The 25,608-nt window shown below is 72.3% G+C and carries 19 protein-coding genes; 5 read left to right on the forward strand and 14 right to left on the reverse strand.

Features of this window, described 5'->3' with window-relative positions:
• Positions 1–58: 58 nt before the first annotated feature.
• Positions 59–646, reverse strand: coding sequence for a pentapeptide repeat-containing protein (locus tag ABZW17_RS38635; RefSeq protein ID WP_354825407.1), 588 nt, complete (start codon positions 644–646; stop codon positions 59–61).
• A 209-nt stretch (positions 647–855) separates the two neighbouring features.
• Here ABZW17_RS38635 and ABZW17_RS38640 point away from each other — a divergent pair, with 209 nt between their 5' ends.
• On the forward strand, positions 856–1,584 hold the full coding sequence (locus tag ABZW17_RS38640) for a methyltransferase domain-containing protein (RefSeq protein ID WP_354825408.1): 729 nt from the start codon (positions 856–858) through the stop codon (positions 1,582–1,584).
• On the opposite strand, the gene ABZW17_RS38645 is transcribed toward ABZW17_RS38640, so the two are convergent.
• From ABZW17_RS38645 to ABZW17_RS38655, 3 genes are all read right to left on the reverse strand, one after another.
• Positions 1,577–4,882, reverse strand: coding sequence for an error-prone DNA polymerase (locus ABZW17_RS38645; RefSeq protein ID WP_354825411.1), 3,306 nt, complete (start codon positions 4,880–4,882; stop codon positions 1,577–1,579). The two genes, ABZW17_RS38640 and ABZW17_RS38645, sit on opposite strands and share 8 nt — an antisense overlap.
• Positions 4,883–5,484: 602 nt before the next feature.
• Positions 5,485–7,047, reverse strand: coding sequence for a DNA polymerase Y family protein (locus tag ABZW17_RS38650; protein ID WP_354825529.1), 1,563 nt, complete (start codon positions 7,045–7,047; stop codon positions 5,485–5,487).
• 517 nt (positions 7,048–7,564) lie between these two features.
• Positions 7,565–8,287: a hypothetical protein gene (locus ABZW17_RS38655; protein ID WP_354825414.1), complete on the reverse strand. Its 723-nt coding sequence runs from the start codon at positions 8,285–8,287 to the stop codon at positions 7,565–7,567.
• 241 nt (positions 8,288–8,528) lie between these two features.
• Between ABZW17_RS38655 and ABZW17_RS38660 the strand changes: the two genes are divergently transcribed.
• On the forward strand, positions 8,529–9,017 hold the full coding sequence (locus ABZW17_RS38660; RefSeq protein WP_354825417.1) for a GNAT family N-acetyltransferase: 489 nt from the start codon (positions 8,529–8,531) through the stop codon (positions 9,015–9,017).
• Between the two features lie 44 nt (positions 9,018–9,061).
• Positions 9,062–9,820, forward strand: coding sequence for a hypothetical protein (locus ABZW17_RS38665; protein ID WP_354825532.1), 759 nt, complete (start codon positions 9,062–9,064; stop codon positions 9,818–9,820).
• Here ABZW17_RS38665 and ABZW17_RS38670 read toward each other — a convergent pair.
• From ABZW17_RS38670 to ABZW17_RS38710, 9 genes are all read right to left on the reverse strand, one after another.
• Positions 9,817–10,566, reverse strand: a complete 750-nt coding sequence (locus ABZW17_RS38670) for a hypothetical protein (RefSeq protein WP_354825420.1) — start codon at positions 10,564–10,566, stop codon at positions 9,817–9,819. The genes ABZW17_RS38665 and ABZW17_RS38670 overlap by 4 nt on opposite strands.
• Before the next feature lie 30 nt (positions 10,567–10,596).
• On the reverse strand, positions 10,597–12,165 hold the full coding sequence (gene purH, locus ABZW17_RS38675) for a bifunctional phosphoribosylaminoimidazolecarboxamide formyltransferase/IMP cyclohydrolase (RefSeq protein WP_354825423.1): 1,569 nt from the start codon (positions 12,163–12,165) through the stop codon (positions 10,597–10,599).
• A complete protein-coding gene (purN, locus tag ABZW17_RS38680; protein ID WP_354825427.1) occupies positions 12,155–12,772 on the reverse strand; it encodes a phosphoribosylglycinamide formyltransferase in 618 nt (205 codons plus the stop codon). Before purN ends, purH begins: the two co-directional genes overlap by 11 nt.
• Positions 12,773–12,849: 77 nt before the next feature.
• A complete protein-coding gene (locus ABZW17_RS38685) occupies positions 12,850–14,301 on the reverse strand; it encodes a DUF6350 family protein (protein ID WP_354825429.1) in 1,452 nt (483 codons plus the stop codon).
• 142 nt (positions 14,302–14,443) lie between these two features.
• Positions 14,444–15,217, reverse strand: coding sequence for a DUF5336 domain-containing protein (locus ABZW17_RS38690; protein WP_354825432.1), 774 nt, complete (start codon positions 15,215–15,217; stop codon positions 14,444–14,446).
• A 207-nt stretch (positions 15,218–15,424) separates the two neighbouring features.
• On the reverse strand, positions 15,425–16,315 hold the full coding sequence (sucD, locus tag ABZW17_RS38695) for a succinate--CoA ligase subunit alpha (protein ID WP_354825435.1): 891 nt from the start codon (positions 16,313–16,315) through the stop codon (positions 15,425–15,427).
• Between the two features lies 1 nt (position 16,316).
• Complete coding sequence (sucC, locus tag ABZW17_RS38700; RefSeq protein ID WP_354825438.1) at positions 16,317–17,486, reverse strand: ADP-forming succinate--CoA ligase subunit beta; 1,170 nt, start codon at positions 17,484–17,486, stop codon at positions 16,317–16,319.
• A 117-nt stretch (positions 17,487–17,603) separates the two neighbouring features.
• Positions 17,604–17,906, reverse strand: coding sequence for a hypothetical protein (locus tag ABZW17_RS38705; protein ID WP_354825441.1), 303 nt, complete (start codon positions 17,904–17,906; stop codon positions 17,604–17,606).
• 10 nt (positions 17,907–17,916) lie between these two features.
• Entirely contained in the window at positions 17,917–19,386 is a 1,470-nt protein-coding gene (locus ABZW17_RS38710) for a hypothetical protein (RefSeq protein WP_354825444.1), read from the reverse strand.
• A gap of 1,276 nt (positions 19,387–20,662) precedes the next feature.
• On the opposite strand from ABZW17_RS38710, the gene ABZW17_RS38715 reads away from it, so the two are divergent.
• Positions 20,663–21,475 (forward strand): M23 family metallopeptidase, encoded by an 813-nt coding sequence (locus tag ABZW17_RS38715; protein ID WP_354825447.1) that lies wholly within the window; start codon positions 20,663–20,665, stop codon positions 21,473–21,475.
• A gap of 1,137 nt (positions 21,476–22,612) precedes the next feature.
• On the opposite strand, the gene pcrA is transcribed toward ABZW17_RS38715, so the two are convergent.
• Positions 22,613–25,027: a DNA helicase PcrA gene (gene pcrA / locus ABZW17_RS38720; RefSeq protein ID WP_354825449.1), complete on the reverse strand. Its 2,415-nt coding sequence runs from the start codon at positions 25,025–25,027 to the stop codon at positions 22,613–22,615.
• Positions 25,028–25,168: 141 nt separating this feature from the next.
• On the opposite strand from pcrA, the gene ABZW17_RS38725 reads away from it, so the two are divergent.
• On the forward strand, positions 25,169–25,594 hold the full coding sequence (locus tag ABZW17_RS38725; protein ID WP_354825451.1) for a DUF1707 domain-containing protein: 426 nt from the start codon (positions 25,169–25,171) through the stop codon (positions 25,592–25,594).
• The last annotated feature ends 14 nt before the right edge of the window (positions 25,595–25,608 follow it).

The raw sequence follows: 25,608 nt of genomic DNA on the forward strand, positions 1-25,608 counted from the left end.
TGAGTGAGAAACAGTGTTAGAACACTGTTTCTCACTCACGACCAGCTGCGGCAGGGCTTCAGCGGATGATCAGGCCGTGCGCGGCGGCGAACGCGATCGCGGTCTCGACGTCGACCTCGGCGCCCCTCAGGTCGGCCTGCACCAGGGCGTTCGCGTCGAGGCGCGCGCCGCGCAGGTCGGCGCCATCGAGCTTCGCACCCTGCAGGCGGGCACCGGTCAGGTCGCTGCCGCGCAGGTCGGCGCCGGCGAGGTCGGCCTCGGTCAGGTTGGCTTCGCGCAGCCGCAGCCCGGAAAGCCCGAGCTTGCGCAGCCGCGCCTTCGCGAACGACGCCAGCGACAGGTCGCATTCGGTGAGCGCGATCCCGCCGAAGCCGCAGTCGGCGAACGACGTACCCAGCAGCGAGCACGCGGTCCAGCGGCTCTCGGCGAGCACGGTCCGCTCGAAGGTGCACGAGCGGAACGCCGAAGCGTCGTGCCGCGAACGTGACAGGTCGGCCCGGCCGAACACGCAGTCGTCGAAGGTGCAGCCCCGGGTCCGCAGCCCGCTGAGGTCCGCCCCGCTGAAGTCGCAGCCGGTGAACCGCCGCTTTTCCCACCACTGCCCGGACAGCACCGCTTCGCGGTAGTCCTCCCCCGTCTCCAGCACGGCCCCAGGGTGTCACACCGGCTACCGGCCCAGCACACCCTGGACGTAGTTCATCGCCTCGACGTACTCCGGCAGCTGCGCGCGGCGCGCCATCCCGGTCTCGTCCAGGTCTTCCAGGCGCGCCCGGATCCACCACAGGTGGCCGATCAGTTCCTGACCGCTGCCGAAAACGGGATGATCTTTCGCGGCCCGCTCACTACCGTGGCGCCGTGCCCGACCACGACTACGTCGATCCGTACCTCGCCTCGCTCTACGACACGCTGAACCCGCGCGAAAGCAGCGGCGACTTCGCGTTCTACCTGCCGATGATCATGGCCGCGGAATCGGTCCTGGACGTCGGCTGCGGCACCGGATCCCTGCTGCACTGGGCGCGCGAGTCCGGCCACCCAGGACGGCTCGTCGGGCTCGATCCCGCCGAGGGCATGCTCGTCCAGGCCCGCCGCCGGGACGACGTCGAGTGGGTGCACGGCGACTTGTCGACCGCGTCCTGGGACGCCGAGTTCGACTTCGCGGTGATGACCGGGCACGCGTTCCAGGTGCTGCTGACCGACGACGAGCTGCGGACGGCGTTCTCGGCGGTCCGGAAGGCCCTGAAACCCGGCGGCCGGTTCGGCTTCGAGACGCGCAACCCGGCGGCCCGCGCCTGGGAGCGTTGGACGCCTTCGAACGTCTGGGAAGCCGGCGAGGTCCGTTCGTGGAACGACGCCGGGCCGTTCGAGAACGGGTACGTCAGCTTCAAAACGACGTACGAAAGCCCGAACTGGAACGCGCCGAAGTACAGCGAAAGCACCTTGCGCTTCCTCGATGTCGCCGCCCTGAACGAGTTCGTCGAGGCAGCCGGGCTGGTCGTCGACGAGCAGTACGGCTACTGGGACCGCACGCCGGTGACGGATGCGGGCCCGGAGATCATCACCATCGTGCGGCGCCCCCTCACCTGAAGTCGCGCGACTTCGCCTTGATCCGCATCGGCAGGGCCTCGACGCGGTCGGCGAGGACGCTGACCACGCCGTCGGCCTTCTCGACCACGCCGCGGATCAGCAGCGCCGAGCTGCCGCGCGCGACGCGGTGGTAGCGCTGCCACAGGCCGAGCGTGCAGATCACGTTGACCATCCCCGTTTCGTCCTCGATGTTGAGGAAGGTGACCCCGCCCGCGGTGGCCGGGCGCTGCCGGTGCGTGACCGCGCCGCCGACCAGCACGCGCGCGCCGTCGTCGAGGTCGGCCAGGCCGCTCGCCGGGACGACGCCGAGCTCGTCGAGCCGGTCGCGGATGAACTCGGTCGGGTAGCTGCCGGGCGAAACGCCGGTGGCCCAGACGTCCGCCGCGGCGACGTCGAGGCCGTCCATCCCGGGCAGCACCGGTGCGTCCACCCCGACCAGGCCGGGCAGCTTCTCGGGACGTTCCCCGGCGACCGCACCCGCCATCCACAGCGCCTGCCGGCGGTCTCCGCCGAAACCGGCGAAGGCACCGGCGGTGGCCAGCGCCTCGATCTGCGGCGTGGTCAGCCGCACCCGGCGGGCGACGTCGGCCATGCCGGCGAAGTCGCCGTTTTCCTGCCGCTCGGCCACGATCCGCTTCGCCAGGTCCTCGCCGATCTTCCGCACGGTGCTCAGCCCGGTGCGGACGTCGTGGAACTCGCCCGGCCCCGCCTCCAGCGTGGCGTGCGGCAGGCTGCGGTTGATGTCCGGACCGTGCACGGTGACGCCGTGGCGCCGCGCGTCGGCGACCAGGGACTGCGGTGAGTAGAAGCCCATCGGCTGGGCGCGCAGCAGGCCCGCCAGGAACGCGTCCGGGTGGTAGAGCTTGAAGTAGGCGCTCGAAAAGACCAGGTGGGCGAAGCTCAGCGCGTGGCTCTCCGGAAAGCCGAAATTGGCGAACGCCTTGAGCTTCAGGAAGATCTTCTGCGCGAGGTCGGCTTCGACGCCGTTCGCGGCGGCGCCGTCGAGGAACCGCTGCCGCAGCCGGTCCATTTTCCGGTCCGACCGCTTCGAGCCCATCGCGTGCCGCAGCTGGTCGGCCTCGGCGGCGGTGAAGTTCGCGACGTCCAGTGCGATCTGCATCATCTGCTCCTGGAACAGCGGCACGCCCTTGGTCTTGTGCAGCGCCTTTTCCAGCAGCGGGTGGTCGTAGGTCCACTTCTCGCGGCCCTGCTTGCGGCGGATGTACGGGTGCACCGAGCCGCCCTGGATCGGGCCGGGCCGGATCAGCGCGACCTCGACGGCGAGGTCGTAGAACTCGCGCGGCTGCAGCCGCGGCAGCGTCGCCAGCTGCGCGCGGCTCTCCACCTGGAAGACGCCGATCGCGTCGGCGCGGCACAGCATTTCGTAGATCTTCTCGTCGGCGAGGTCGAGCTCGGCCAGGTCGACCGTTTCGTGCTTGTACTCCTCGACGAGGTCGATCATGTAGTGCAGCGCGGACAGCATGCCGAGGCCGAGCAGGTCGAACTTGACGAGCCCGGCGGCGGCGCAGTCCTCCTTCTCCCACTGGATCACGCTGCGGTCGGCCATCCGCGCCCACTCGACCGGCACGACCTGGCTGACCGGCTCGGCGCACATGACCATCCCGCCGGAGTGGATACCGAGGTGCCGCGGGAAGTCCTCGAGCGCGAAGGCGAGCTGCACGACGTCGTCCGGGATGTCGTGGTCGTGGTCTTTTTCGGTGCTTTGCAGCGGGCCCCAGCGGTCGATCTGCTTGCTCCAGGCGTCCTGCTGGCCGGGCGAGTAGCCGAGCGCGCGGGCGGCGTCGCGGACGGCGGAGCGGGCGCGGTAGGTGATCACGTTCGCGACCTGGGCGGTCCGGAGCCGGCCGTGTTTCCGGAAGACGTACTGGATGGCCTCTTCGCGGCGGTCGGACTCGATGTCGAGGTCGATGTCGGGATAGCCGTCGCGGTCCGGGGCGAGGAAGCGTTCGAAGAGCAGTTCGTAGGCGACGGAGTCGACCTTCGTGATGCCGAGCGCGTAGCAGACGGCGGAGTTCGCGGCGGAACCGCGGCCCTGGCAGAGGATGTCGTGCTCGCGGCAGAAGCGGACGATGTCCCAGACGATCAGGAAGTAGCCGGGGAAGCCGAGTTCCTCGATGATGGCGAGCTCGTGCTTGATCTGCTGGTTCGCTTTTTCCTTGTGCGCCTTGCCGTTGAACCGTTCCTTCGCGCCTTCCTCCGTCAGGTGGCGCAGGTAGGTCGTTTCGGTGTAGCCCTCGGGGACGCCGAAGGGCGGCAGCTCGGGCGCGATCAGCTTCAGCGGGAACGCGCACTCCATGCCGAGCAGGGCACTGCGCCGGACGGCACCGGGGTACCGCCGGAACAGGACGTCCATTTCGGCCCCACTGCGCAGGAACGCTGTCCCGGCGGCCGGCAGCCAGCCTTCGAGTTCGTCGATCCCCCGCCGCGCGCGGATGGCGGCGAGGGCATCGGCGAGCGGAGCGCGTTCGGGCCGGGCGTAGTGCGCGGCGGTGGTGGCGACGGTCGGAAGTCCCAGCTCTTCGGCGAGTTGCGTGAGGAGGTCGTTGTGGGTGCTGTCGAGCGGCTGGCGGTGGTCGGTGAGTTCGACGTAGACGTTGTCGTGGCCGAAGCGGTCTGTGAGGAGTTTCAGCTGTTCGGCCGCGGCCGCCGGGCCGTGCGCGACGAGGGCCGAGCGCACCGCGCCTTTGCGGCAGCCCGTCAGCACCACACACTGCCCGGCGACCTCCTCGGCGACCGCACCGAGGTCGTAGATCGGGCGTCCCTTTTCGGCGTGGTGGTGGATCTGCCCGGCGGTGATCGCGCGGCAGAGGGCCCGGTAGCCCTGGTCGCCGCGGGCGAGCAGGAGGAGGTGCTCGCCTTCGGGGTCGGGAACGCCGTTCTGCGGGCTTGGGAGCCCGAAGCTGAGCTCGGTGCCGAAGACGGTGTTGACCCCGAGTTCCCGCGCGGCCTCGGCAAACCGCACGACGCCGTACATGCCGTCGTGATCGGTGAGCGCGATGGCGTCCAGCTGCAGGCGAGCGGCCTCTTCGACGAGCTCCTCGGGGTGGCTGGCACCGTCGAGGAAGCTGAAGTTGGAGTGGCAGTGAAGTTCGGCGTAGGGAACGCGGACGGCCTCACCGCCATCATCGTTGCGGCGGGCGGGAAGGTCATCGGGACGGTGGTAGCCGTCCCGGCGGCGCCCCCAGGCGGGACTGTCACCGTGATCACCGGGCGGCAGCCCCCCGGCGAGGGTGCGCGCGAGGTCCTTCCAGCGGACGGGTGGGTTGTTCCAGCCCATTCACAGGCCCCGAGGCTGATCGAGACCCGGCCCACCATCGCGGCGGCGGCGGTGCCAGTTGGAGGGGTGGTTCCAGCGTGACCGGGCTTCGGCTTCGCTCATGGGGGCTGATTCCGGGGGTTGGGCGGGGTGGTTGGCACGGCTACGGGCTTCGGTCATGTGGCTCGCGTTCGGTGCTGGGGTGCGACGGTCCGCGTTCGTCGGGTGGTTCCGGCGGCTTCGTGCCTCGGCCTCGCTCATTCGGCAGCCGTTCTCGCGCGACGGGCGTGGGACTGGTAGCGCGATCACCGGGCAGACCCAGTCATCGTCGTCGGGGGTGTCCGGCAGGTAGCCGCGGACCGTCCAGCTGGCCGGATCCGGCTCGCCGGCCGCCGGAACCCGGTCGTGCGGCGTGCGCTCGGCCGGACCCGAGTCGCCGGGTCGGTCCTGCGCCGCACCCTGGTTCGGGTCGTCGGCTGCCGGGAGGCGGTCGTGGGCCGCGCGGGCGCCTGGCTCCGGGACTTCCCGCAGCCACTCGCGTTGCGCCGCGGCTCGGCGCGGGGTTGCCTCCGGCTCGGCTTGCAGCCAGTTCCGGAGCCGTTGTGCGTAGTCCTCGTCCATGCTCAGTCGTACACTCCCTCGACCGTCCACAGTGGATTTTCCGTGCCCGCGCAATGCACCAGCACCGCCTCGGGTGGCTCTTCTCCTTCGCCGGCCAGGACCAGCTGCAACCGCGCGCGTGGCGTGCCCGGCCGCCGGCGATCGCCCGTCAGGGGCCACGGGCCCGCCCAGCCCACGACCTCCCGCCCCGGCGCACCCGCGATGCTGAGCCGTCGCGGGGGCGACGTCACCTGGTCGCGGGCCGTGATCCCGACGGCCCGGCCGCCGTCGTCGAAGACCTGCGCCGGGACCGGCCGGACGAGGACCGTCGCCGGGGACGGGGACGGCAGCCGTCCCGGCCAGGTCGCGTCCGGGGGCGTCGTCCGCTCGCGCGGGTCGCCCCACGGCACCAGCCGGACCCGGCCCGCGGGGTCGCGGCCGCCGTCGAGCAGCGGCGTCACCACGCCTTCGGGCCCGAGCAGGCCCTGGACCCGCACGAACGCCCGGGCGGCGCGCTCGTCGTCCGCGTCGGAACCGCCGTTGCGCCACAGGTCGAGCTGCAGCGAACGCCCGTCGACGATCTCCTCCGGCTCCAGCCGCAGCCGCACGACCCCGGACGTCGGCCGCTGCCCCGGCGAAGCGCGCAGCCAGCCTTCGAACTGCCAGCGCACCCGATCGGCGACCCCGGACGGCGTCAGCGGTTCGGCGCACCGCCACGTGCGGCCGAGGTGTTCGCCGTCCTCGGTGACGGCGTGGATGCCGAGCCGGGTGCAGGCGAGGCCGTGCCCGGCGAGTCCGGCACAGAACCGCGTCGCGAGCCCCTTGGCGAGGAACGCGGCGACGTCGACCCGCTCGACAACCGGGTCGAACTCCTCGGTGAGGGTCAGTTCCGGCGGAGGCCGCCGACGCAGCGGCGGCCGTTCGGAGCGGCCACGCGCCAGCCGGTGGGCGAGGACGCCGACGGTCCCGAACCGGTTCACAACATCACGTTCCGACAGGGCGGCAAAGGCCCCGAGCGTCTTCAACCCGAGACGGCGCAACAGGTCGACGAGCTCAGCGCGTTCGGCACCGGGCTGGTCGAGTTCGGTGACGGGCAGCGGCGCGAGGAACTCGGCAACACACCCGGGTTCGACAAAGGAACCGAGCCGAGCGGCGAGCGTCGCGGCGAAGAGACCTTCGGCCACGCCGACCTGACATTCGACCCCGGCGACGGCGGCAATCTCGTCGAGAAGCCGTTCGACGAGGGCATGTTCCCCGCCGAAGTACGCCGCAGCACCGGAAACGGGTACCGCGACGAGGCCCGGCCGCACGACTTCGACCCCGACGACGAGCCCTTCAACCGCCCGCGCAACGGGCTCGAAAAGCCTCGCATCCCGCCCGTCATCCGCGGCGAAGACGGCAAGTTCCGGACAGTTCGACTGCGCCTCCCGCCGCCGCATCCCCCGCCGCACCCCACTCCGCCGCGCGGGGGCGTTGCAGGCAACGACCCGGTTCGCAGTGAAGACGGCAAGGGGCTGAGTGAGGGCAACGCCCCCGGCAGCCACAGCGGAGACGGCGGGCCAGTCCGGGCACCACAGGACGAGCATGCGGGCGGGGACGCCGGAGGCACCCCGCTGAGCTGGGACGGTCACGCGACCTCCCGCAGCAGGAGTCTCGACGGTCGCCTCGCGTACCGGAAAGGTCGGTCGGCGCACCCAGACGGTCGGTTCGCGTACCCGGCCGGTCGGCTCGCACATATAGGCGGCCAACTCGCGTACCCGGACGGACGACACGCGTCCCCAGACGGCGGGCTTGCGCACCCAGGCGGCCAACTCGCGTACCTGGACGGACGACTCACGTCCCCGGAGGGTCGGTTCGCGTACTCCGAAGGTCGGTTCGCGTACCTGAACCGTCGGCTCGCGCGACCGGGGGCGCAACTCGCGTGATTGGCGGGGCCACACGCGTGACTGGCGGGGCATCTCACGTGACTGGAGGGGCCACACGCGTGACTGGCGGGGCATCTCACGTGACTGGAGGGGCCACACGCGTGGCTGGAGGGGCATCTCGGGTGGTTGGGCGGGGGGTATGGGGGCGAGGCGGGGGTCCGCTGGCGGCGTGAGGGGGTCATGCCGTGGCCTCGCGGAGCGTGCGGGTGGCGGGGGTGGAGGCGGGGGTGGGGGTGGGGAGGGGGTGGGTGAGGGTGCCGGTGGGGGCCGGGAGGGCGAGGGAGGCCGAGAGTGGGCGGGCCGCCGCGCCGCGGCCGTGGGCACGGACCGTCGCCTCGCGTGAGCGGAGGTGACCGTAGCCGTCCGACACGCCCGACCACGCCGAACGACGGCAGGACAGCTCCACGTCCGCCCCCGGCCAGGCGCCGGCCGACAGCAGGACCGCGCCCCGGTGCCGCGCCCGGGCCGACAGGCGGCGCGCCACCGATGGCTGCAGGGTCTCCGCTTGGACCGCCACCACGTCGACGCCGTCCAGCAGCGCCGCCACCACCGCCGGGAGCTCCGCACCCGGCCGCGGGATGAGCGCCACCCTCGCCAGGTCCACGCCGTACTCGGCCGCCGCCGCCAGCCCCAGCGACGGCAGACCGACCACGGCCGCCCACGAACCCGCGTTCGTCGGCGAGGCGAGCAGCGCGAGCAGCAGTGATGTCCCCCCATGGACCGCCACCGTGCTCCCGCGCCGGAGCCCCGCGCCGGGCAGCAGCCCGGCCAGCGCCGGGACGACCGGGAGCACCCTTCCCGTCGCCCTGGCCCGCTCGGCCTGGGCCGCCACGCGGCTCGCCGTGCTGACCCCGGGCAGGGCCGCCAGCCGGGCCACCGGCGGCTCCACCACAGCGGTCACCGCACGCACCTCCCCACCACGGACTGAGCCGGCGGCCGGGCCTCTCCCAAAACACGACCGACAACTCTGGTTCGCCGCGGGGAAGGCGGCGGTGTTCATGTCGAACACGTGTTCGACATGAACAAGTCAACCGCGAACCCCCCGAGGTGTCAAGTCACCCGATAGGTGACGAGCCCCCCGAAACCCGAGCGAATCGCGTAATGAAGTTGCCGCGGCCCGGGCCGGTCACTAGACAGACGGCGTGGAGCTCACCGACGCCCGCCCCGAAGACGCCCCGGAACTGCTGGTCCTGCAACGCTGCTGCTGGGTCCAGGAAGCCCTGCTCAACGACACCCTCGACATCCCCGCGCTGCACGAAACCCTCGAAGACGTGCGCGACTGGACGAAGACGTGGTCGGTGTGGGTGCTGCGGCAGGACCACCGGCTGGTCGGGGCCGTGCGCGCCCGCCTCGACGGCGATTGCTGGGAGGTCGGCCGGCTGATGGTCGCGCCGGACTTCGCCGGGCGCGGCCTGGGGCGGCGGCTGCTCGCCCACGCCGAGGCGCAGGCGCCCGCCGAAGCCCGCCGGTTCGCGCTGTTCACCGGGGCGCGCAGCACCCGCAACATCACGATGTACCAGCGGGCCGGCTACCGGCTCACCGATCCGCCCGCGGCCGGCGGGCACATCCGGGGCGCGGTGTACCTGGAGAAAGACGTCACGCTGCGCGAAAAATCCGGTCCGGCCGCCTGACGCTGCGGCGTCGGCTAGATTGCCCCGTGGACTTGGGGGTGACGATGACCGGACCGCGAAGACGGCCGATCCTGTGGGCCGCCGGCGCGCTCGCCGCGGCGGGCGCGGTGGCCGCCGTCGTGCTGACCGCCGGCGGCGCGGTGCCCGGCGCCACGGCCGCGGCCCCGGGGCCGACCACCATCGGCGCGGAGTGGCGCTCGTTCCGCGCCGACGTCACCGGAATCCGCCCCGGCCCGGACGAGCACAGCCTGTTCGTGCAGGTCGCCCTGCCCGGCAAGGACCCCGGCTGCGTCCGCGAGCCGCGGATCGAGCAGCTCGTGGAGGCGAAGACCGACATCCGCGCCGACGTCGTCTACTCGACCCGGCCCGCGGCGGGCGGCTGCCAGGACAAGGTCCCCGCGGAGCTGCGGCTGACGACGACGGGCCCGGTCGCGGACCGGACGGTGATCCTCAACTCCGACACCGGCAACGCCTGGCACAAGCTCGGCGCCGGCTGGGGCCACTGCGACCGCCAGGGCACCTGCGCCCCGCCCGCCGACCATTGCGACCCCGCGTGGATCGGTGCCGCGGTGACCGCCGCGGGTGCCGAAAGCGCCGGGACGACCCGCGCCTGCGACCCGGCCTGGCTGCTCGTCGACCTCCTGGTGCGCCAGACCGAGCCGCCCTCGCGCACCGCGTTCCGCTGGAGCGACGCGGGGTGGACGTCGTTCGCGCAGACGCGGGCCGCCGGTTGCGCCGACATCCTGGCGGCCGACCGGAAGTTCCCGGTCGCGCTCTGCAAGACGCTGCCCGCGCCCGCCTAACGCAGCTTCTTGACGATCTCCGCGCCGACCGCCTGCACGGCGGCGTCGGTTTCCTCCTGCGGCATCGGCGAGTTCGAGAAGAACCCCTTGTCCCAGCCGGACACCTCGAGGACGACGACCGTCGTGCCCTTCAGGACGTGCAGTTCGGACCCGCTGAACGCGCTGTCGGTGGCCAGCCGGACCAGGACCGCCCTGTCACCGATGCCGCGCACGTCCGTCGGCGGGATCGCCGGCGCCTTCGGCTTGAACAGGTCGTTGGCCTGCTCCCGCGCGCTCTCCCCGGAGTACCGGGTGATCTGGACGTGCATGGTGGCGTCGCGGACGTTCTCGTCCGGCCCCGGCTTCCAGCTGCAGCCCTGCTGCTTGACACCCGGCAGGTCCTGGGCGCCCTGACCGGCCAGGACGAAGCTCGGGAAGCCCGCCTTCTCCAGCACCGGCGCCGGGACCTGGCACTCGGCAGGCACCGGCGACGACGACGGCGCCGCGCCGGTGCTCGCGAAGTAGCCGCTCGCGAAGATGCCCAGCGGGATCCCCGCGCCGAGCAGCACGACGACGGCACCGACGATCCCGAGGATCAGCCCGGTCCGCTTCTTCTTCGGCGGCGGCATCGGCGCGCCGTACCCGGCCGGCGGATATCCCGGCGGCGGGTACCCGGGCGGATGTCCCGGCTGCGGCGGGTACCCGGGCGGCTGGTGCGGATAGCCCGGGTACCCCTGCTGACCGTGACCGTACGGCGGTTGCTGCATCGAGCCCTCCCTCTCGAAGCGAAGCCCGGGTCAGTGCGCGAAGTGGCGCGTCCCCGTCAGGTACATCGTGACGCCCGCCTTCTCCGCGGCCGCGATGACCTCGGCGTCACGGACCGAGCCGCCGGGCTGCACGATCGCGCGGACCCCCGCCTCGACCAGCACCTCCAGGCCGTCCGGGAACGGGAAGAACGCGTCCGACGCGCCGACCGAGCCCTTCGCCCGGTCGCCCGCCCGCGCGACCGCGAGCCGCGACGAGTCGACCCGGTTGACCTGGCCCATGCCGACGCCGACGGTCGCGCCGTCGGCCGCCAGCAGGATCGCGTTCGACTTGACCGCGCGCAGCGAGCGCCACGCGAACTCGAGGTCGCGCAGGGTCTGCTCGTCGGCCGGGGTGCCGGTGGCCAGCGTCCACGCGGCCGGGTCGTCGCCCGGGGCGTCGATCGCGTCGGCGGTCTGCAGCAGGACGCCGCCGGAGATGGGGCGGAACTCGACCGGGAACGCCGGGGCCGCGGGCAGCTTCAGCAGCCGGATGTTCTTCTTGCGCTGCAGGATTTCCAGCGCTTCGGCGTCGAAGTCCGGCGCCAGCACGACCTCGGTGAAGACCTCGGCGATCTGCTCGGCGGCCTCGCGGCTGACCGGCCGGTTCGTCGCGATGACGCCGCCGTAGGCCGAAACCGGGTCGCACGCGTGGGCCTTGCGGTGCGCCTCGGCGATGTCGGTGCCGACCGCGATGCCGCACGGGTTGGCGTGCTTGATGATCGCGACGGCGGGCTCGGTGAAGTCGAACGCGGCGCGGCGGGCGGCGTCGGTGTCGACGTAGTTGTTGTAGGACATGGCCTTGCCGTGCAGCTGCTCGGCGTGCGCCAGGCCCGGGTTCTGGCTCTTGTACAGCGCGGCCTTCTGGTGCGGGTTCTCGCCGTAGCGCAGGACGTCGGCGCGTTCCCAGGTGGCGCCGAGGAAGTCCGGGAAACCGGCGTCGACAGTGTCCTCGTCGGGGGCGTACGCGCTGGCGAACCACGAAGCGACAGCGGTGTCGTACGCCGCCGTGTGCGCGTACGCCCGCGCCGCGAGGCGCTTGCGGTCCTCGAAGTCGAAGCCGCCGTCGGCGACGCGCTCGATCACCCACGCGTAGCGGGCCGGGTCGACGACGACCGCGACGCTGCCGTGGTTCTTCGCCGCCGCGCGGACCATGGCCGGGCCGCCGATGTCGATGTTCTCGACGCAGTCCTCGGCGCTCGCGCCGGAGGCGACGGTCTGCGCGAACGGGTACAGGTTCACGACCAGCAGGTCGAACGCCGCGATGTCGAGCTTCCGCAGCTGCTCGACGTGGTCGGGGTTGCCCTGGTCGGCCAGCAGGCCGGCGTGCACGCGCGGGTGCAGCGTCTTGACCCGGCCGTCGAGGGACTCGGGGAAGCCGGTGACCTCTTCGACCGGCGTGACCGGGACCCCCGCGTCGGCGATGACCTTCGCGGTGCCGCCGGTGGAGACGATCTCGACGCCGGCCGCGTGCAGGCCGGTCGCGAGGTCCAGGAGGCCCGCCTTGTCCGAGACGCCGATCAGCGCCCGGCGGACCGGACGCCGTCCCAGGTCAGTGCTCACGAAATGTCACCTTTCGTCCGTCCACGGTGCAGCCACCGCGGCCGAGTCGCTCGATCGTTTCCACCAGCAGCCTGCGTTCGACGGCCTTGATCCGTTCGTGCAGGACGTTTTCGTCGTCGTCGCTCTCCACGACGACCGCCTCCTGGGCGATGATCGGCCCGGTGTCGACCCCGGCGTCGGCGAAGTGCACGGTCGAGCCGGTGACCTTGACGCCGGCTTCGAGCGCGTCGCGGACCGCGTGCATGCCCGGGAACGACGGCAGCAGCGCGGGGTGCGTGTTGATCACCGTGAAGCGGCCGAGGAACTCACTCCCGAGGATCTTCATGAACCCGGCGGAGACGACCAGGCCCGGCCGGTACGCCGCGACGGCCTCGGCCAGCGCCTTGTCCCACGCGGCGCGGTCGGGGTGGTCGGCGACGCGGACGGTGAACGCCGGGATGCTCAGCCGCTCGGCGCGGGTGAGGGCCTCGATGCCGGTGCGGTCGGCGCCGACGGCGACCACCTTGGCCGGGAAACCGGACCGCCCGGTGGCGTCCAGCACCGCCTGCAGGAGGGTGCCGGAGCCCGACGCGAGCACGACGAGCTTCACCGGGGTGGGCAGCTCCAACCGTTGAGACAGAGCGGGCTCCTTGCCGCGGGCGGTGCGCAGCCGGGCGCACGGCGCTTCACCAGGACACGTAAACCCTAACGGTCGCCCTCGTCCGGCTCGACGTCGCCGCAGGTCTCGGTGCCTCCGGTCACAGCTTCGCCGTCTTCGGCCGGCTCGTCGAGGCCCAGTTCGGCGTCGGCTTCGGCTTCGAACTCGGCGTCCTCGGCGGAAATCTCCTCGTCCTCTTCGGACGCTTCAAGCCCTTCAGCCGCTTCGAGTTCCTCGACGGCTTCGGACGCTTCTTCGGTGTCGACCTCGTCGGCGTCCTGGAACGCTTCGTTGTCTTCAAGCGCTTCCGGCGGCGGCGCGGGCGGCTCGTGCTCACCCGCGAAGAAGGCGACGAACGAGCCCGGGATGACGATCCAGCAGAAGGCGACCACCGAGGCGACGCCGACGGGGACGCTCACCGGGTCGAACGGGCCGTCGCCGAGGCGTCCGCCGGACAGCGTGCCCAGCACGACGCAGCCGAGCGCGACGACGGCCCCGGCGACCGCGACCGCGCGGATGCGCTGCGCGGGATCGGCGTCGGCCCTGCGCAGCGTCCAGCCGGCCAGGACACCGGCCGCCGCGGGCAGCACCAGCAGCGCCGGCCACCAGCCGGCGTGGTGCTCGGGCAGGCCGCCGAGCAGCGGGACGCCGGGCACGGCGCCGCCGCGGTAGCCGAACACGCCGACGTCCAGGGCCCCGATCGAGAACCCGGGCCCGGTGACGAACGACAGCGCGGCGGCGACGGCGTTCGGCAGGTACAGCACCGAAAGCAGGAAGAGCCCGAAGCTGGTGCCGAAGCCGGGCTCGTAAACGTCGGCCACGGTCTTCCAGGACGCGGCCGTCGCGACGGTGAACACGGCCGCACCGCAGGCCACGAGGACGGCCAGGCTCAGCGCACCGGTCCGCAGGCCGCGCAGCGCCAGCGGGTCGAGACGCTCTTCGACGGCGTCCGGCAGCCCGCACGTCCGGGTGATCCCGACGCACGCCGCCGCCGCGGCGAGCAGCCCCGGCACGACGAAGGCGGTCACCGGGTCGGCCGTCACCGGCGAGCCCTGGGCGAGGAGGGCCACGACGAGCCCGAACACTGCGTGCGCGCCGGTGATCGTCACCAGCACCGGCAGCGCTTCGCGGAACGACCGGCAGCCGAGGCGGCGGGCGGTACCGGACGCCGTCCGCGCGGCCAGCGCGACCGCGCCCAGCGTCGGCAGCAGCGGCAGCATCCCGAGTGGGTGACCCCCGATGGCGAGGCGCACCTGGTGCGCGGCGAGCCAGCCGGGGCCGGCGGCCAGCAGCACGCCGGTGTCGGAGAAGACGGCCCGGCCGGCGGTGAGGGTGATCAGCGCGAGCACCGCGGCGACCGCGGTGTAGCCGGTGACCAGCGGGCCGAGGGCCGCGGCGAGCAACACCCGCACCCGCGCGGGCCGGGAGGGTTCGACGCCGGGTCCGGGGTCGCTCACCGGCTCCTCGGGGGCGTCGGTGAGCAGGTCCATGCTGCGCACCCTGACATCCGGGCTGCTCCGTCCGGGTGAGGCACGCCGTCGGCGGGGCGCGTGACGAACCCAACCCACCCGGTCGGGTAACCCCCGGACGCAAAACACCCGCTGTGACACGGAGGGTCACAGCGGGTGTCGGCGGTGCGGGTCAGCTGGACTTGCCGAAGCCACCGGGCGGGGTGCCCGGGTTGTCCGGCGGCGGCTGCTGGAAGAACTGGCCCTGCTGCGGGGCGTACGTCGTGGCCTGCTGCCCCGGCGGCGGCGTGGTCGACGGCGGGTTCGGCGAGCCGTACTGGCCCGGCTGCGAGAACGGCGCCGACGGCTCACCGGTGGCGGCGACCGGACCCGGCCCGTGGCCCGGCTGGCCGAACTGCTGGCCGGGCTGGCCGTACTGCTGCTGACCGGGCTGGCCGTACTGGCCGCCGCCGTAGGACGGCGTGGCGGGCTTCGGCGACGGCGGCTTGATGACGTCGTGCTCGATCAGCAGCGCGCCGACCGCGACGATCATCTGCAGGATGCCGAGGATCAGGATGACGGTGACGATGCCCGGGGTGGTGGGCAGCGCGACCAGCGCGTCCAGGGCACCGAGCGCGCCCAGGACGCTGAACAGCGCCGCGAACGGCAGCGTCTTCGGTCCCTTCGGCAGCACGTGCAGCCCGGCGAGCAGGCCGGCGCCCAGCAGGAACGTCGTCGCGAGGCCGACGTCGGCGTTGTCGGAGAAGCCGAGGAAGTACTGCACGAGGCCGAAGACGGCGACGACCAGGGAGAGCAGCACCGGCAGGTTCTGCGGCAGGCCCGCCGGGCCGGACGGCGCCTGGTGCGAGTGCGGCTGCTGCGCGGGGAAACCGCTGGACGGCGGTCCGGGGGGTTGCTGGCCGCCACCCTGCTGGGGGTAGCCGGGCCCACCGCTGGGGAAGGTCATCGGATGCACTCCTGTCGGTTCGACCGGCCCTGGCGGGCGCGCGGGCGCCCGGGGAAAGACGAGGCGGCTTGTGTGCGCAGAACGCTAGCGCACTCGAAGGCCGTCAGCCCACCAGACGCATGAATCCCCCGCACGGTTTCATCCCGGAACGAGGAAAGGCCGGGCACCTCGCGGGTGCCCGGCCTCACCAGGAGTTACTTCTCGGAATCAGCCGAGATTGTTGTACAGCTCACGTGCCAGGACGGCGGTCTCGCTCGGGGTCTTGCCGACCTTGACGCCGGCGGCCTCGAGGGCCTCCTTCTTGGCGGCGGCCGTGCCGGAGGAACCCGACACGATGGCGCCCGCGTGGCCCATGGTCTTGCCCTCGGGCGCGGTGAAGCCCGCGACGTAACCGACGACCGGCTTCGTCACGTTCTCCTTGATGTAGGCCGCGGCGCGCTCTTCGGCGTCGCCGCCGATCTCGCCGATCATCACGATGACCTTGGTCTCGGGGTCGGCCTCGAACGCCTCGAGGGCGTCGATGTGCGTGGTGCCGATGATCGGGTCACCGCCGATGCCGACCGCGGTCGAGAAGCCGATGTCCCGCAGCTCGTACATCATCTGGTAGGTCAGCGTGCCGGACTTCGACACGAGGCCGATCTGGCCGGCCTTGGTGATGTCGGCCGGGATGATGCCGGCGTTCGACTTGCCCGGGCTGATCACGCCGGGGCAGTTCGGGCCGATGATCCGCGTCTTGTTGCCCTTGGCGACGGCGTGCGCCCAGAAGTAGGCCGAGTCGTGCACCGGGATGCCCTCGGTGATGACCACGGCGAGCGGGATCTCGGCGTCGATCGCCTCGATGACCGCGTCCTTGGCGAACTTCGGCGGCACGAAGATGACCGACACGTCGGCGCCGGTCTCCTTGATGGCCTCCTCGACCGTGCCGAACACGGTGAGGTCCTTGCCCTCGATGGAGACGGTCTGGCCGGCCTTGCGGGCGTTGACGCCGCCCACGATGTTCGTGCCGGACTTCAGCATCTTGGTGGCGTGCTTCATGCCCTCGGAGCCGGTGAGGCCCTGGACGATGACCTTGCTGTTCTCGTTGAGGAAGATCGACATCTCACGCACCTGCCGCGGCGAGCTCGGCAGCCTTGTCGGCCGCGTTGTCCATTGTGTCCACCACGGTGACCAGCGGGTGGTTCGCGTCGGCCAGGATCTTGCGACCCTCCACGACGTTGTTGCCGTCCAGGCGGACGACCAGCGGCTTGGTGGCCTCGTCGCCCAGGATCTTCAGGGCCTCGACGATGCCGTTCGCCACCGCGTCACAGGCGGTGATGCCGCCGAAGACGTTGACGAAGACGCTCTTCACGTCGGTGTCGTTGAGGATGACGTCCAGCCCGGCCGCCATGACCTCGGCCGACGCGCCGCCGCCGATGTCGAGGAAGTTCGCCGGCTTCACGCCGCCGTGCTTCTCGCCCGCGTAGGCCACGACGTCCAAAGTGGACATGACCAGGCCGGCGCCGTTGCCGATGATGCCGACCTCGCCGTCGAGCTTGACGTAGTTGAGGTCCTTGGCCTTGGCCTTGGCTTCGAGCGGGTTCTCCGCGTCCTTGTCCACCAGGGCCTCGTGGCCCGGCTGGCGGAAGGAGGCGTTCTCGTCGAGGGTGACCTTGCCGTCGAGGGCGATGATCTTGTCCTGCGGGTCGCGGACCAGCGGGTTGACCTCGACGAGGGTGGCGTCCTCGGAGACGAAGGTCTCCCAGAGCTTCACGACGACGTCGGCGGCCTCGTCGATGATGTCGGCCGGGAAGTTGCCGGCCTTCAGGATCTCGAGCGCCTTCGTCTTGTCCACACCGGCGATCGCGTCGACGGGGATCTTGGCGAGCGCTTCGGGCCGCTCGACCGCGAGCTGCTCGATCTCCATGCCGCCTTCGGACGACGCCATCGCCAGGAAGGTGCGGTTCGCCCGGTCCAGCAGGAAGGAGAAGTAGTACTCGGACGCGATGTCCGAGGCCTCCGCCACGAGCACGCGGCGCGTGATGTGGCCCTTGATGTCGAGGCCGAGGATGGCTTCCGCCTTCTCCTTCGCCTCGTCCGGCGTCTGGGCCAGCTTGACGCCGCCCGCCTTGCCACGCCCGCCGACCTTCACCTGCGCCTTGACGACGACCTGGGTGCCGATCTGCTCCGCGGCGGTCTTGGCTTCTTCGGGGTTGCTAGCCACGGCTCCCGGCAGAACCGGTACTCCGTGGGCGGCGAAGAGATCCCTCGCCTGGTACTCGTAGAGGTCCACTACTCCAGTCTCCTGACGACACGCCACTGTGGTGGTCCGTTGCCGGACCGCGCTGTCGGACCTGTCGAGGTTAGCGACCTGCGCAGACGCAGGGGACTCCGCACCTGGTGAAGTCGGTCACCGTCCGCGGTCAGACGGTGTTCCCGCAGTGTGAGACCGCCCACCGCGAAGGTCTTTCAGCGTTTCCTCGGCCGTTTCGGCGGCGAAAAGGCGGACGTCGCCGAGGGCGCGCGCGAGGTCTTCGGGCGGCGCGGCGCCGAGCACGCCGACGGCGTCCGGGTCTTCCTGTTCGGCGGTGCGGAGGATCTGCTCGGCGGTGTCCATGCGCCCGGCGTGGACGACCTCCACGCCGTCGTCGCGCAATCGGCGGGCCAGCGCGACGGCGGCCGGGTCGGGCCGGGCGAACTCGACGAGCAGCACCCGGGGCCGGTCACGCCCCACGACGTCCCCCGGCGGCCGCCGTCCCGCCCGCCATCCCGGCCGCGGCGAGCAACGCGGCCGTGGCGGCGAGCGCGAGCCAGAAGCCGGCGGCCGGGCTCGCACCGCCGAGCGAGCCGCCGACGAGCGGCAGTTCGGCGGCGTGGAGCGCGGTGAGCAGGGCGGCCCCGGCGAGCAGGGCGGCGGCCGGCCGGGGCCGGGCCCGCGTCGCGAGCGCGGCGGCCCCGAGGACGACCACGGCGGCGGTCAGCAGTCCCCACGAAGGCGTGTCGAAGCGGGACCAGAGCCCGGCGGCGACGTAGCCGGCGACGTCGAAGACGGGCAGCCCGAACGCGGCGACGGCCAGCACGGCCCCGGCGACGACGAGGGCGAGGTTCTTGCTCGGGGGTGTCCCGTCCCCCGCGTCTTCGCGTTCGACGACCCCGGTCCCGGCGGCGGCGAGCGCGGCCAGGGCGGCGAGCACGAGCGCGGCGAACGTCCAGGCGGCACCGGCCCCGAGGTCGTAACCGAAGACGGGAGCGGCGGCCCCGCCGAAGCCGGCGAGGTTGCCGGCCTGGGTGGCGGTGAGCGCGGTGTTGAGGACGGCGGTGCCGGCCAGCACGATCCCGGCCCAGGCCACCCCGAGCACCGGCCGCGCGAGGGCGGCGGTCTTCGGCACGAGCACCCCGGCGGCGGGAACGGCGAGCACGACGGCGGCAACGAGCAGGAACCACCGCGCGGGACTGTCGGCGGCGGCGCTGACGGGCACGGTGGCACCGGGGTTCAGCGCGGTGACGGCGACCTGCGGGGCGAAGGCACCGATGAGCGCGGCGACGGCGGTGGCGAGGCCGAGCAGCCCGGTGGTGAGCCGCCACCAGAAGAGGCCGGGCAGGGTCGCGGCGTCGGCCAGCTCCGGTTCGGCTCGTTCGGCGAGTTTCGTGTTCGCGAGCCCGGCGACGATCGCCGTGGCGACGAGGGCGAGCACGGGCCCCCAGGTGACGTGCAGATCGTCCCGGAAGAGCCCGGCAAGCACGGGCGGCAGAGCAATGCCGAAGGCCGCGGCGGCGAGCCCGCCGAGCGCACCCCGGGCGACGTCCTCGGAGGGAGCGGCGAGAGCGAGAACGGCGGCCAGCGGCAGCGCGGCGGCGAGCAGGAGGTAGCCGCCGAGGGCGGGCCAGGGCCCTTCGAAGGCGGCGCGGGCGAGGAGGAAGCCGTTGTCGGACTGGACGGGAGCGGTCAGCAGCCCGACGGAGGCGACGACGGCGAGCAGCGGGACGAGGAGGCGCCACCGCCGCCGTTCGGGTTCGTCGTGACTGCGGAGGGCGCGCCAGGCGAGAACTCCGCCGGCGAGGGTGAGTACGTGCCCGGCGACGAGCAGCCAGAACCCGGCCCCGACGGCGGAGCCGCCGAGGAACCGGTCGGGGAGGTAGAGCTCGGGCCGGATGGTGAGGGGTCCGTTGACGGCGAACTGGAGGTCGAGCACGAGCCGCCCGGGCGCGAGGGCGGCGAGGCCGAGGACGAGGCCGCCGCCGAGGGCGGGTTTCCGGAAGGAGAGCCGGACGGCGAGGGCGACGGGGGCGAGGGCGAGGAGGGCCAGCCAGGGCCAGCTGGTGAAGCCGGGCGAGGCGGCCGGGGAGACGGGGGCGATGGCTCCGGCGGTCAGGGCGAGGGCGCCGAGGGTGGCCAGGGCCAGTGCGGGGGTGAGGGAGGGGGTTTCTTCGGCCCAGGATGGGGGTTCGGCGGGGGCCTCGGGTTGCCGTGGTTGGGTGGCTCGGGGCTTGCTGGGGGGTTTCGGGGTGGCTTCGCGCGGGGCCCGCTTTGCGGCGACGGTGGGCTCGGCGGGTTGGGCTGGGTCGCCGGAGCTATCCGCGGCATCGGGTGCGCTCCCGGCGGAAGGCTGGGGCTGCGCCGGGTCAGCAGAGCCGCTCGCGGCACCTCGCCTCGCGCCAGGCGCCTTCCCGGCGGCGGGCTCAGGCTGCGCCGGGTCAGCGGAACCACCCGCGACACCTCGCTTCGCGCCAGGCGCCTTCCCAGCGGCGGGCTCGGGCCGCGGTAAGTCGCCGGAGCTATCCGCGGCATCGCGCGCCGAATCACGTTCGCTCCCAGCGGCGGGTTCGGGCTGTGCCGGGCCGCCAGAGCCACCTGCGGCCGCGCCAGGTGCACTCCCGGCCGCAGGCTCGGCGGAATCAGCCGAGGTGGGCGGCTTCCGGCCCGGCTGCTCGGGGGCGCTTTGCGCGGGCTGGCCGATGCCGTACTTCGGCGTGGGTTCGCCGGGGGCCGGGTCCTGGCGGGGGGTGGGGGTGCTTCCCGTGGGGGGCTCTGAGCGTGGGGGCATATTGCCCGCGACGCTAGCAAGTTCGGGCCGTCGCGGAGCCGTCGGCGGGGCGCGAGTCGTCGAAAGGGCCTCAACCTCCCGTCGCAATCGCTTATTCCCCGTCGTGACCGTCGCGGAGGCCGTTTTGGGCTCCTTGGGAGGTGTTCACCGGCCCGCCACCCTGTAAGGCAAGTCACACCGAACGCCGTAAACCCCCTCTAACTTTGGGTGATTGACACAGGTGAGAGCGCTGCAGACTCCACCCGAACGGCCGAGGCGGGGGGCACGTCTTGCCGACAGCGGTACCCCTTCGTTACTGTCCCGGGGTCCCCATTACAGTCAGGTCACGAAGTAGGACGCCGAGCAAACCACCCCCGAGGTTGGCTCACCGGGTTCCCCCGCCCGTAGTCCTCGACCCGGCTCCCCGACGATGGAAGGCCCTGTCTTGGCTTCACACCGCTCCCCCGGCGGCCAAGCTCCTTCCCCGGCATTGAAGGACGCACTGGAAGGTGCGGTCGTTCGTGTCCGGGGTGCGCACCGCATCGCCCCGCCCTCTTCGGCCCTTCGCGGCCGTGTCGTCGTTGCCGCCGTTGCGGCTGGTGCGTTCGCTGCCGCTGCTGCGGGTTCGACCCTCAAGACGGTCACCGATTCCGACGCCGCCTTCACGCCCCTGGCCAACAGCCAGGACGCCAGCGCTTCGCTGACCGCGGGAGGTGCGGGCACCGGGGGCGCCCCGGAACTCCTGCCGACCGGCCACGCCGTCGACGCCTCCGCCGAAGCCGCGAAGCTCGCTGACAGCGCTTCTGTCACGCAGGCCCGCGAGCAGCGCGAAGCCGACGCCGCCAAGAAGGCCGCCGACGAAGCCGCTCGTCCCAAGACCTGCCTGCCCGCGCACGGCACCTTCACCTCGGGCTTCGGTGCCCGGTGGGGCACGAGCCACCTCGGCATCGACATCGCCAACGCCATCGGCACCCCGATCTACGCCGCTTCGGACGGCACCGTGATCGAGGCCGGCCCCGCCAGCGGCTTCGGCCTCTGGGTTCGGGTGCAGCTCGACGACGGCACGATCCAGGTCTACGGCCACATGAACAGCTTCTCCGTCAAGGAGGGCCAGAAGGTCAAGTGCGGCCAGCAGATCGCCGAGATCGGCAACCGCGGCCAGAGCACCGGCCCGCACCTGCACTTCGAGGTGTGGCAGAACGGCACCAAGAAGATCGACCCCCGGCCGTGGCTGGCCGCGCGCGGCATCGTCGTCTGATTCACCCGCACATCGCCCGCGAGCCGGCACGTCCAGCAGCGGGAACCCGGCCGTAGCGCACCGCTCGGCCGGGACGCCGAGGGCAGCGGCAACCGGCGGAAAGCGCTGAAGGCACGCGCTCCGCCAGGCCGCCGAGCTGGAACCGGTCACAAGATCATGGTTCACCGCTTCGGGCCGGGAACAAACACAAACGCCCGGATCGGGTAAGGCTCGGCTCGCAGGGAACTCTCGGACATCGAGCGGCCAGGTGCGCACGCCGACGGACTCAGCGCCGCCGCCCCGCTGACCGGCGGAGGTCAGCGAAGAAGATTTCCACGGCTCCGGCGAGCTTGCGGCGCCGCGGAAGCCGGCCGGGCGGCCGCTCCGCGAACTCGGGTCAGACTCGAACCAGCTCCACCAACTCAAGCCGATCCCGGACCAGCCCTGCGAACCCAGGCCAATCCCGGCCCATTCCCGCGAACCCTGGCCAGGCCCGAAGCCGATCGCACCCGGCAGCGAGACCCTGGCGGCACAGCCCCCCACCGAAGGCCCGGCAACAACCGCCCCAGGCCGAGCCGGAACCCGACGGGCGACCGGAGCCACTCCCCGGCCGGGAAACACCGTCCACAGGCGCCTCAGCGCCCGCAACACCCACCTACCGCTGCCCGCCGGGTAGCCGGCGGATGAAGTACGCCACCGCGACCTGCCACACCGTGCACAGCTCCGCCGGGCGCCGCACCGGCAGCCAGCCCCAGGGGACCGCGCCCCCCGCGGAGCGGACACGCGCGGCGCTTCGGGCCCTGGTCGTCCAGCGGCGTCCCCGGCCGCAGGTGACACAACGCCCGTCCGCGCCGAGCTCGTGCTGCCTGAGCAGCGCTCGCCAGGCGGCGGCCAGCCGGCACGCCTCCGCTCCCGCGAGCGGAGCAGTTCCCGAAGCCCCCGAAGGCTCCCGACCCCGATCCGGAACCCTCGTCTCCAGGACTCCCCGCAGGTAGTTTCGTACCCCTTCGGCCAGCAGCCCAAACAGCACCGCGTCCACACCACACTACCCCCTCCGTCGAACCTTTGTTCGAGTGCAGGGTCCGTTCTACCGGGTGGGTACGACGATTCCGGCGGCGATCGGGGAGATCGCCGCCGGATTCACTCGGACGAGTGGCGCTAGAGCTTCACCATCGGCACGCTGCCGATGAGCATCAGGCGGACCTTGCCCGCCTGGCCGAAGTCGATCGTGGCCGTCGCGCGCGGGCCGACGCCGTCGCAGGAGATCACCGTGCCGAGGCCGTACTTGTCGTGGCTGACGCGGTCGCCGACGTCCAGCTTCAGCGCCACCGTGTCCTTCCAGCCCTTGCCGAACGACGGCGTGCCCGACGAAGACGGCGAGGACGACCGGCGGCCGCCCCAGGTGGTCGCCGCGCGCGGGGTGCCGCGCGAGCCGGAGCCGAACGAGCCGAAGCCGCCGCTGGACGGCTCCAGCCGCCGCCAGTCGACGAGGTCCGGCGGCAGCTCGTCGAGGAACCGGGACGCCGGGTTCATCGACGGCTGGCCCCACGCCGAGCGCGTGATCGCGCGCGAGACGTACAGCCGCTTGCGAGCCCGCGTGATCGCGACGTACGCGAGCCGCCGTTCCTCGGCCAGCTCCGTCGGGTCGCCCAGCGCGCGCATGTGCGGGAAGACGCCGTCCTCCCAGCCGGTGCAGAACACCACCGGGTACTCCAGGCCCTTCGCCGTGTGCACGGTCATCAGCGTGACCACGCCCGCGCCGCCGTCGCCTTCCTCGCCGCCGTCGGGCGAGGGCACCGAGTCGGCGTCCGCGACCAGCGACACGCGTTCGAGGAACGCCGGCAGCGAGCCCGGCGCCGGGACGCCCTCCTCGACGACGAGCTCGGCGTTCTCGTCCGCGACCACCTCGGCGGTGATCTCGGTGAACTCGCGCGCGACCGTCACGAGCTCGTCGAGGTTCTCGACGCGTGTGTGGTCCTGCGGGTCCTCGGACTCCTCGAGTTCGATGCGGTAGCCGGTCTTCTCCAGCACGGCTTCGAGGACGTCGTGCACCTCGGCGCCCTGCTCGACCAGCAGCCCCAGCTCGTCGAGCAGGCCGACGAACCCGCTGATCGCCTTGACCGAGCGCGGGTTCAGCAGCGGCACCTTGCCTTCGACGGCGTCGCGCAGTGCCGCGGCGAACGAAATCCGCTCGCGCTCGGCGTGCGTCGCCACGACGGCTTCCGCGCGGTCGCCGATGCCGCGCTTGGGCACGTTCAGCACCCGCCGCAGGCTGACCGTGTCCTCCGGGTTCGCCAGCACGCGCAGGTACGCGATCATGTCGCGGACTTCGCGCCGCTCGTAGAACCGCACGCCGCCGACGACCTTGTACGGCAGGCCGAGCCGGATGAAGATCTCTTCGAAGACGCGGGACTGGTTGTTGGTGCGGTAGAAGACGGCGACGTCGGAGTAGTCGGCTTCGCCCTTCTCCGCCAGCGCGTCGATTTCGCCCGCCACGAAGGCGGCTTCGTCGTGGTCGTTGTCCGAGACGTAGCCGACGATCTTCTCGCCGTCGCCCGAATCCGTCCACAGCCGCTTCGCGCGGCGGTTCGGGTTCCGCTCGATGACGGCGTTGGCCGCGGACAGGATCGTCTGCGTGGAGCGGTAGTTCTGCTCCAGCAGGATGGTGTGCGCGTTCGGGAAGTCGCGCTCGAACTCCTCGATGTTGCGGATCGTCGCGCCGCGGAAGGCGTAGATCGACTGGTCCGCGTCACCGACGACGACCAGCTCGGCCGGCTCGACACCCGCGTCGTTCGGCGCCGTCCCGGCCAGCTCGCGGACCAGCGTGTACTGCGCGTGGTTCGTGTCCTGGTACTCGTCGACCAGCACGTGCCGGAACCGGCGCCGGTAGTACTCGGCGACGTCCGGGAACGCCTGCAGCAGCGAGACCGTGCGCATGATGAGGTCGTCGAAGTCGAAGGCGTTGGCCTGGTTCAGCCGCCGCTGGTACTCGCCGTAGACCTCGGCGACGCGGCGCTCGAGGTCGTTGCCCGCGTTCGCCGCCGCCGTCTCCGGGTCGGTGAGCTCGTTCTTCAGGTTCGAGATGTGCACGGCGAGCGTGCGGGCGGCGTACCGCTTGGGGTCGATGTCGAGATCCCGGGCCACCAGGGTGATCAGCCGCTTGGTGTCGTCGGAGTCGTAGATGGAGAAGCTCGACGACATGTCCAGCGTTTTGGCTTCACGGCGCAGGATCCGCACGCACATCGAGTGGAACGTCGAGACCCACATGGCGTTCGCGCGGCGGCCGACGAGCGCGGCGACGCGCTCGCGCATTTCGGCGGCGGCCTTGTTGGTGAACGTGATCGCCATGATTTCGCCGGGGTGCACGCGGCGTTGCCCGAGCAGGTAGGCGATCCGGCGGGTCAGCACCCGCGTCTTGCCCGAGCCGGCGCCCGCCACCACCAGCAGCGGGCCACCGGCGTGGGTGACGGCTTCGCGCTGGGCGGGGTTGAGGTCGTCGAGCAGCTCGGCCTGCCCGCCGGCGGCGGGCTTGCGCACAGGGGTCGCGGCGGGGAGATCGAAGAGGGTGTCCATCGTGGGTCCACGCTACCCCGGGTGGGCAGGAGTGCGGCAGAGCGTGCCGGGGCGCCGCGGCGGGTACGGCGCCGGGCGTACCGGGAGGTGTCGCCTGCCGTCCGACGCGCCGGTCCTCCCGCGCGCGGAGCATCGGCGGACATGGAAGACAACCACGCCGCCCGCCTCCGGGCCGCCGACGCCGACCGTGAACGCGTCGCCACCGCTGTCCAGCACGCCGGTTCCGAAGGCCGGCTCACCCTCGAAGAGGTCGAAGAGCGCCTCACCCGCGTGTACGCCGCGCGGTTCACCGACGAACTCGCGGAGCTCACCACCGACCTGCCGCGACCGGCGCCACCGCGGCCCGGCTTCCCCCTCACCCGTGACGCGCTGCGGCGCCACCCCGCGCTGCGGCTGCACCTCGCCGTCGTGGCGGCGATCGCGGCCGTGGCGATCGTCCGCTGGGTCGTGCTGGGCGCCGGGTTCTTCTGGCCCGCGTTCCCGATGTTCTGGCTCGCGGTGAGCCTCTTGGTTCATGCTCGGGTGCGCGCGTTCCGGGAGCGGACCGGCTCCGCTGTGCCATACTGACCGCGTGCGGCACC

Source organism: Amycolatopsis sp. NPDC004625 (genome assembly GCF_040609695.1).
Lineage (GTDB): Bacteria > Actinomycetota > Actinomycetes > Mycobacteriales > Pseudonocardiaceae > Amycolatopsis.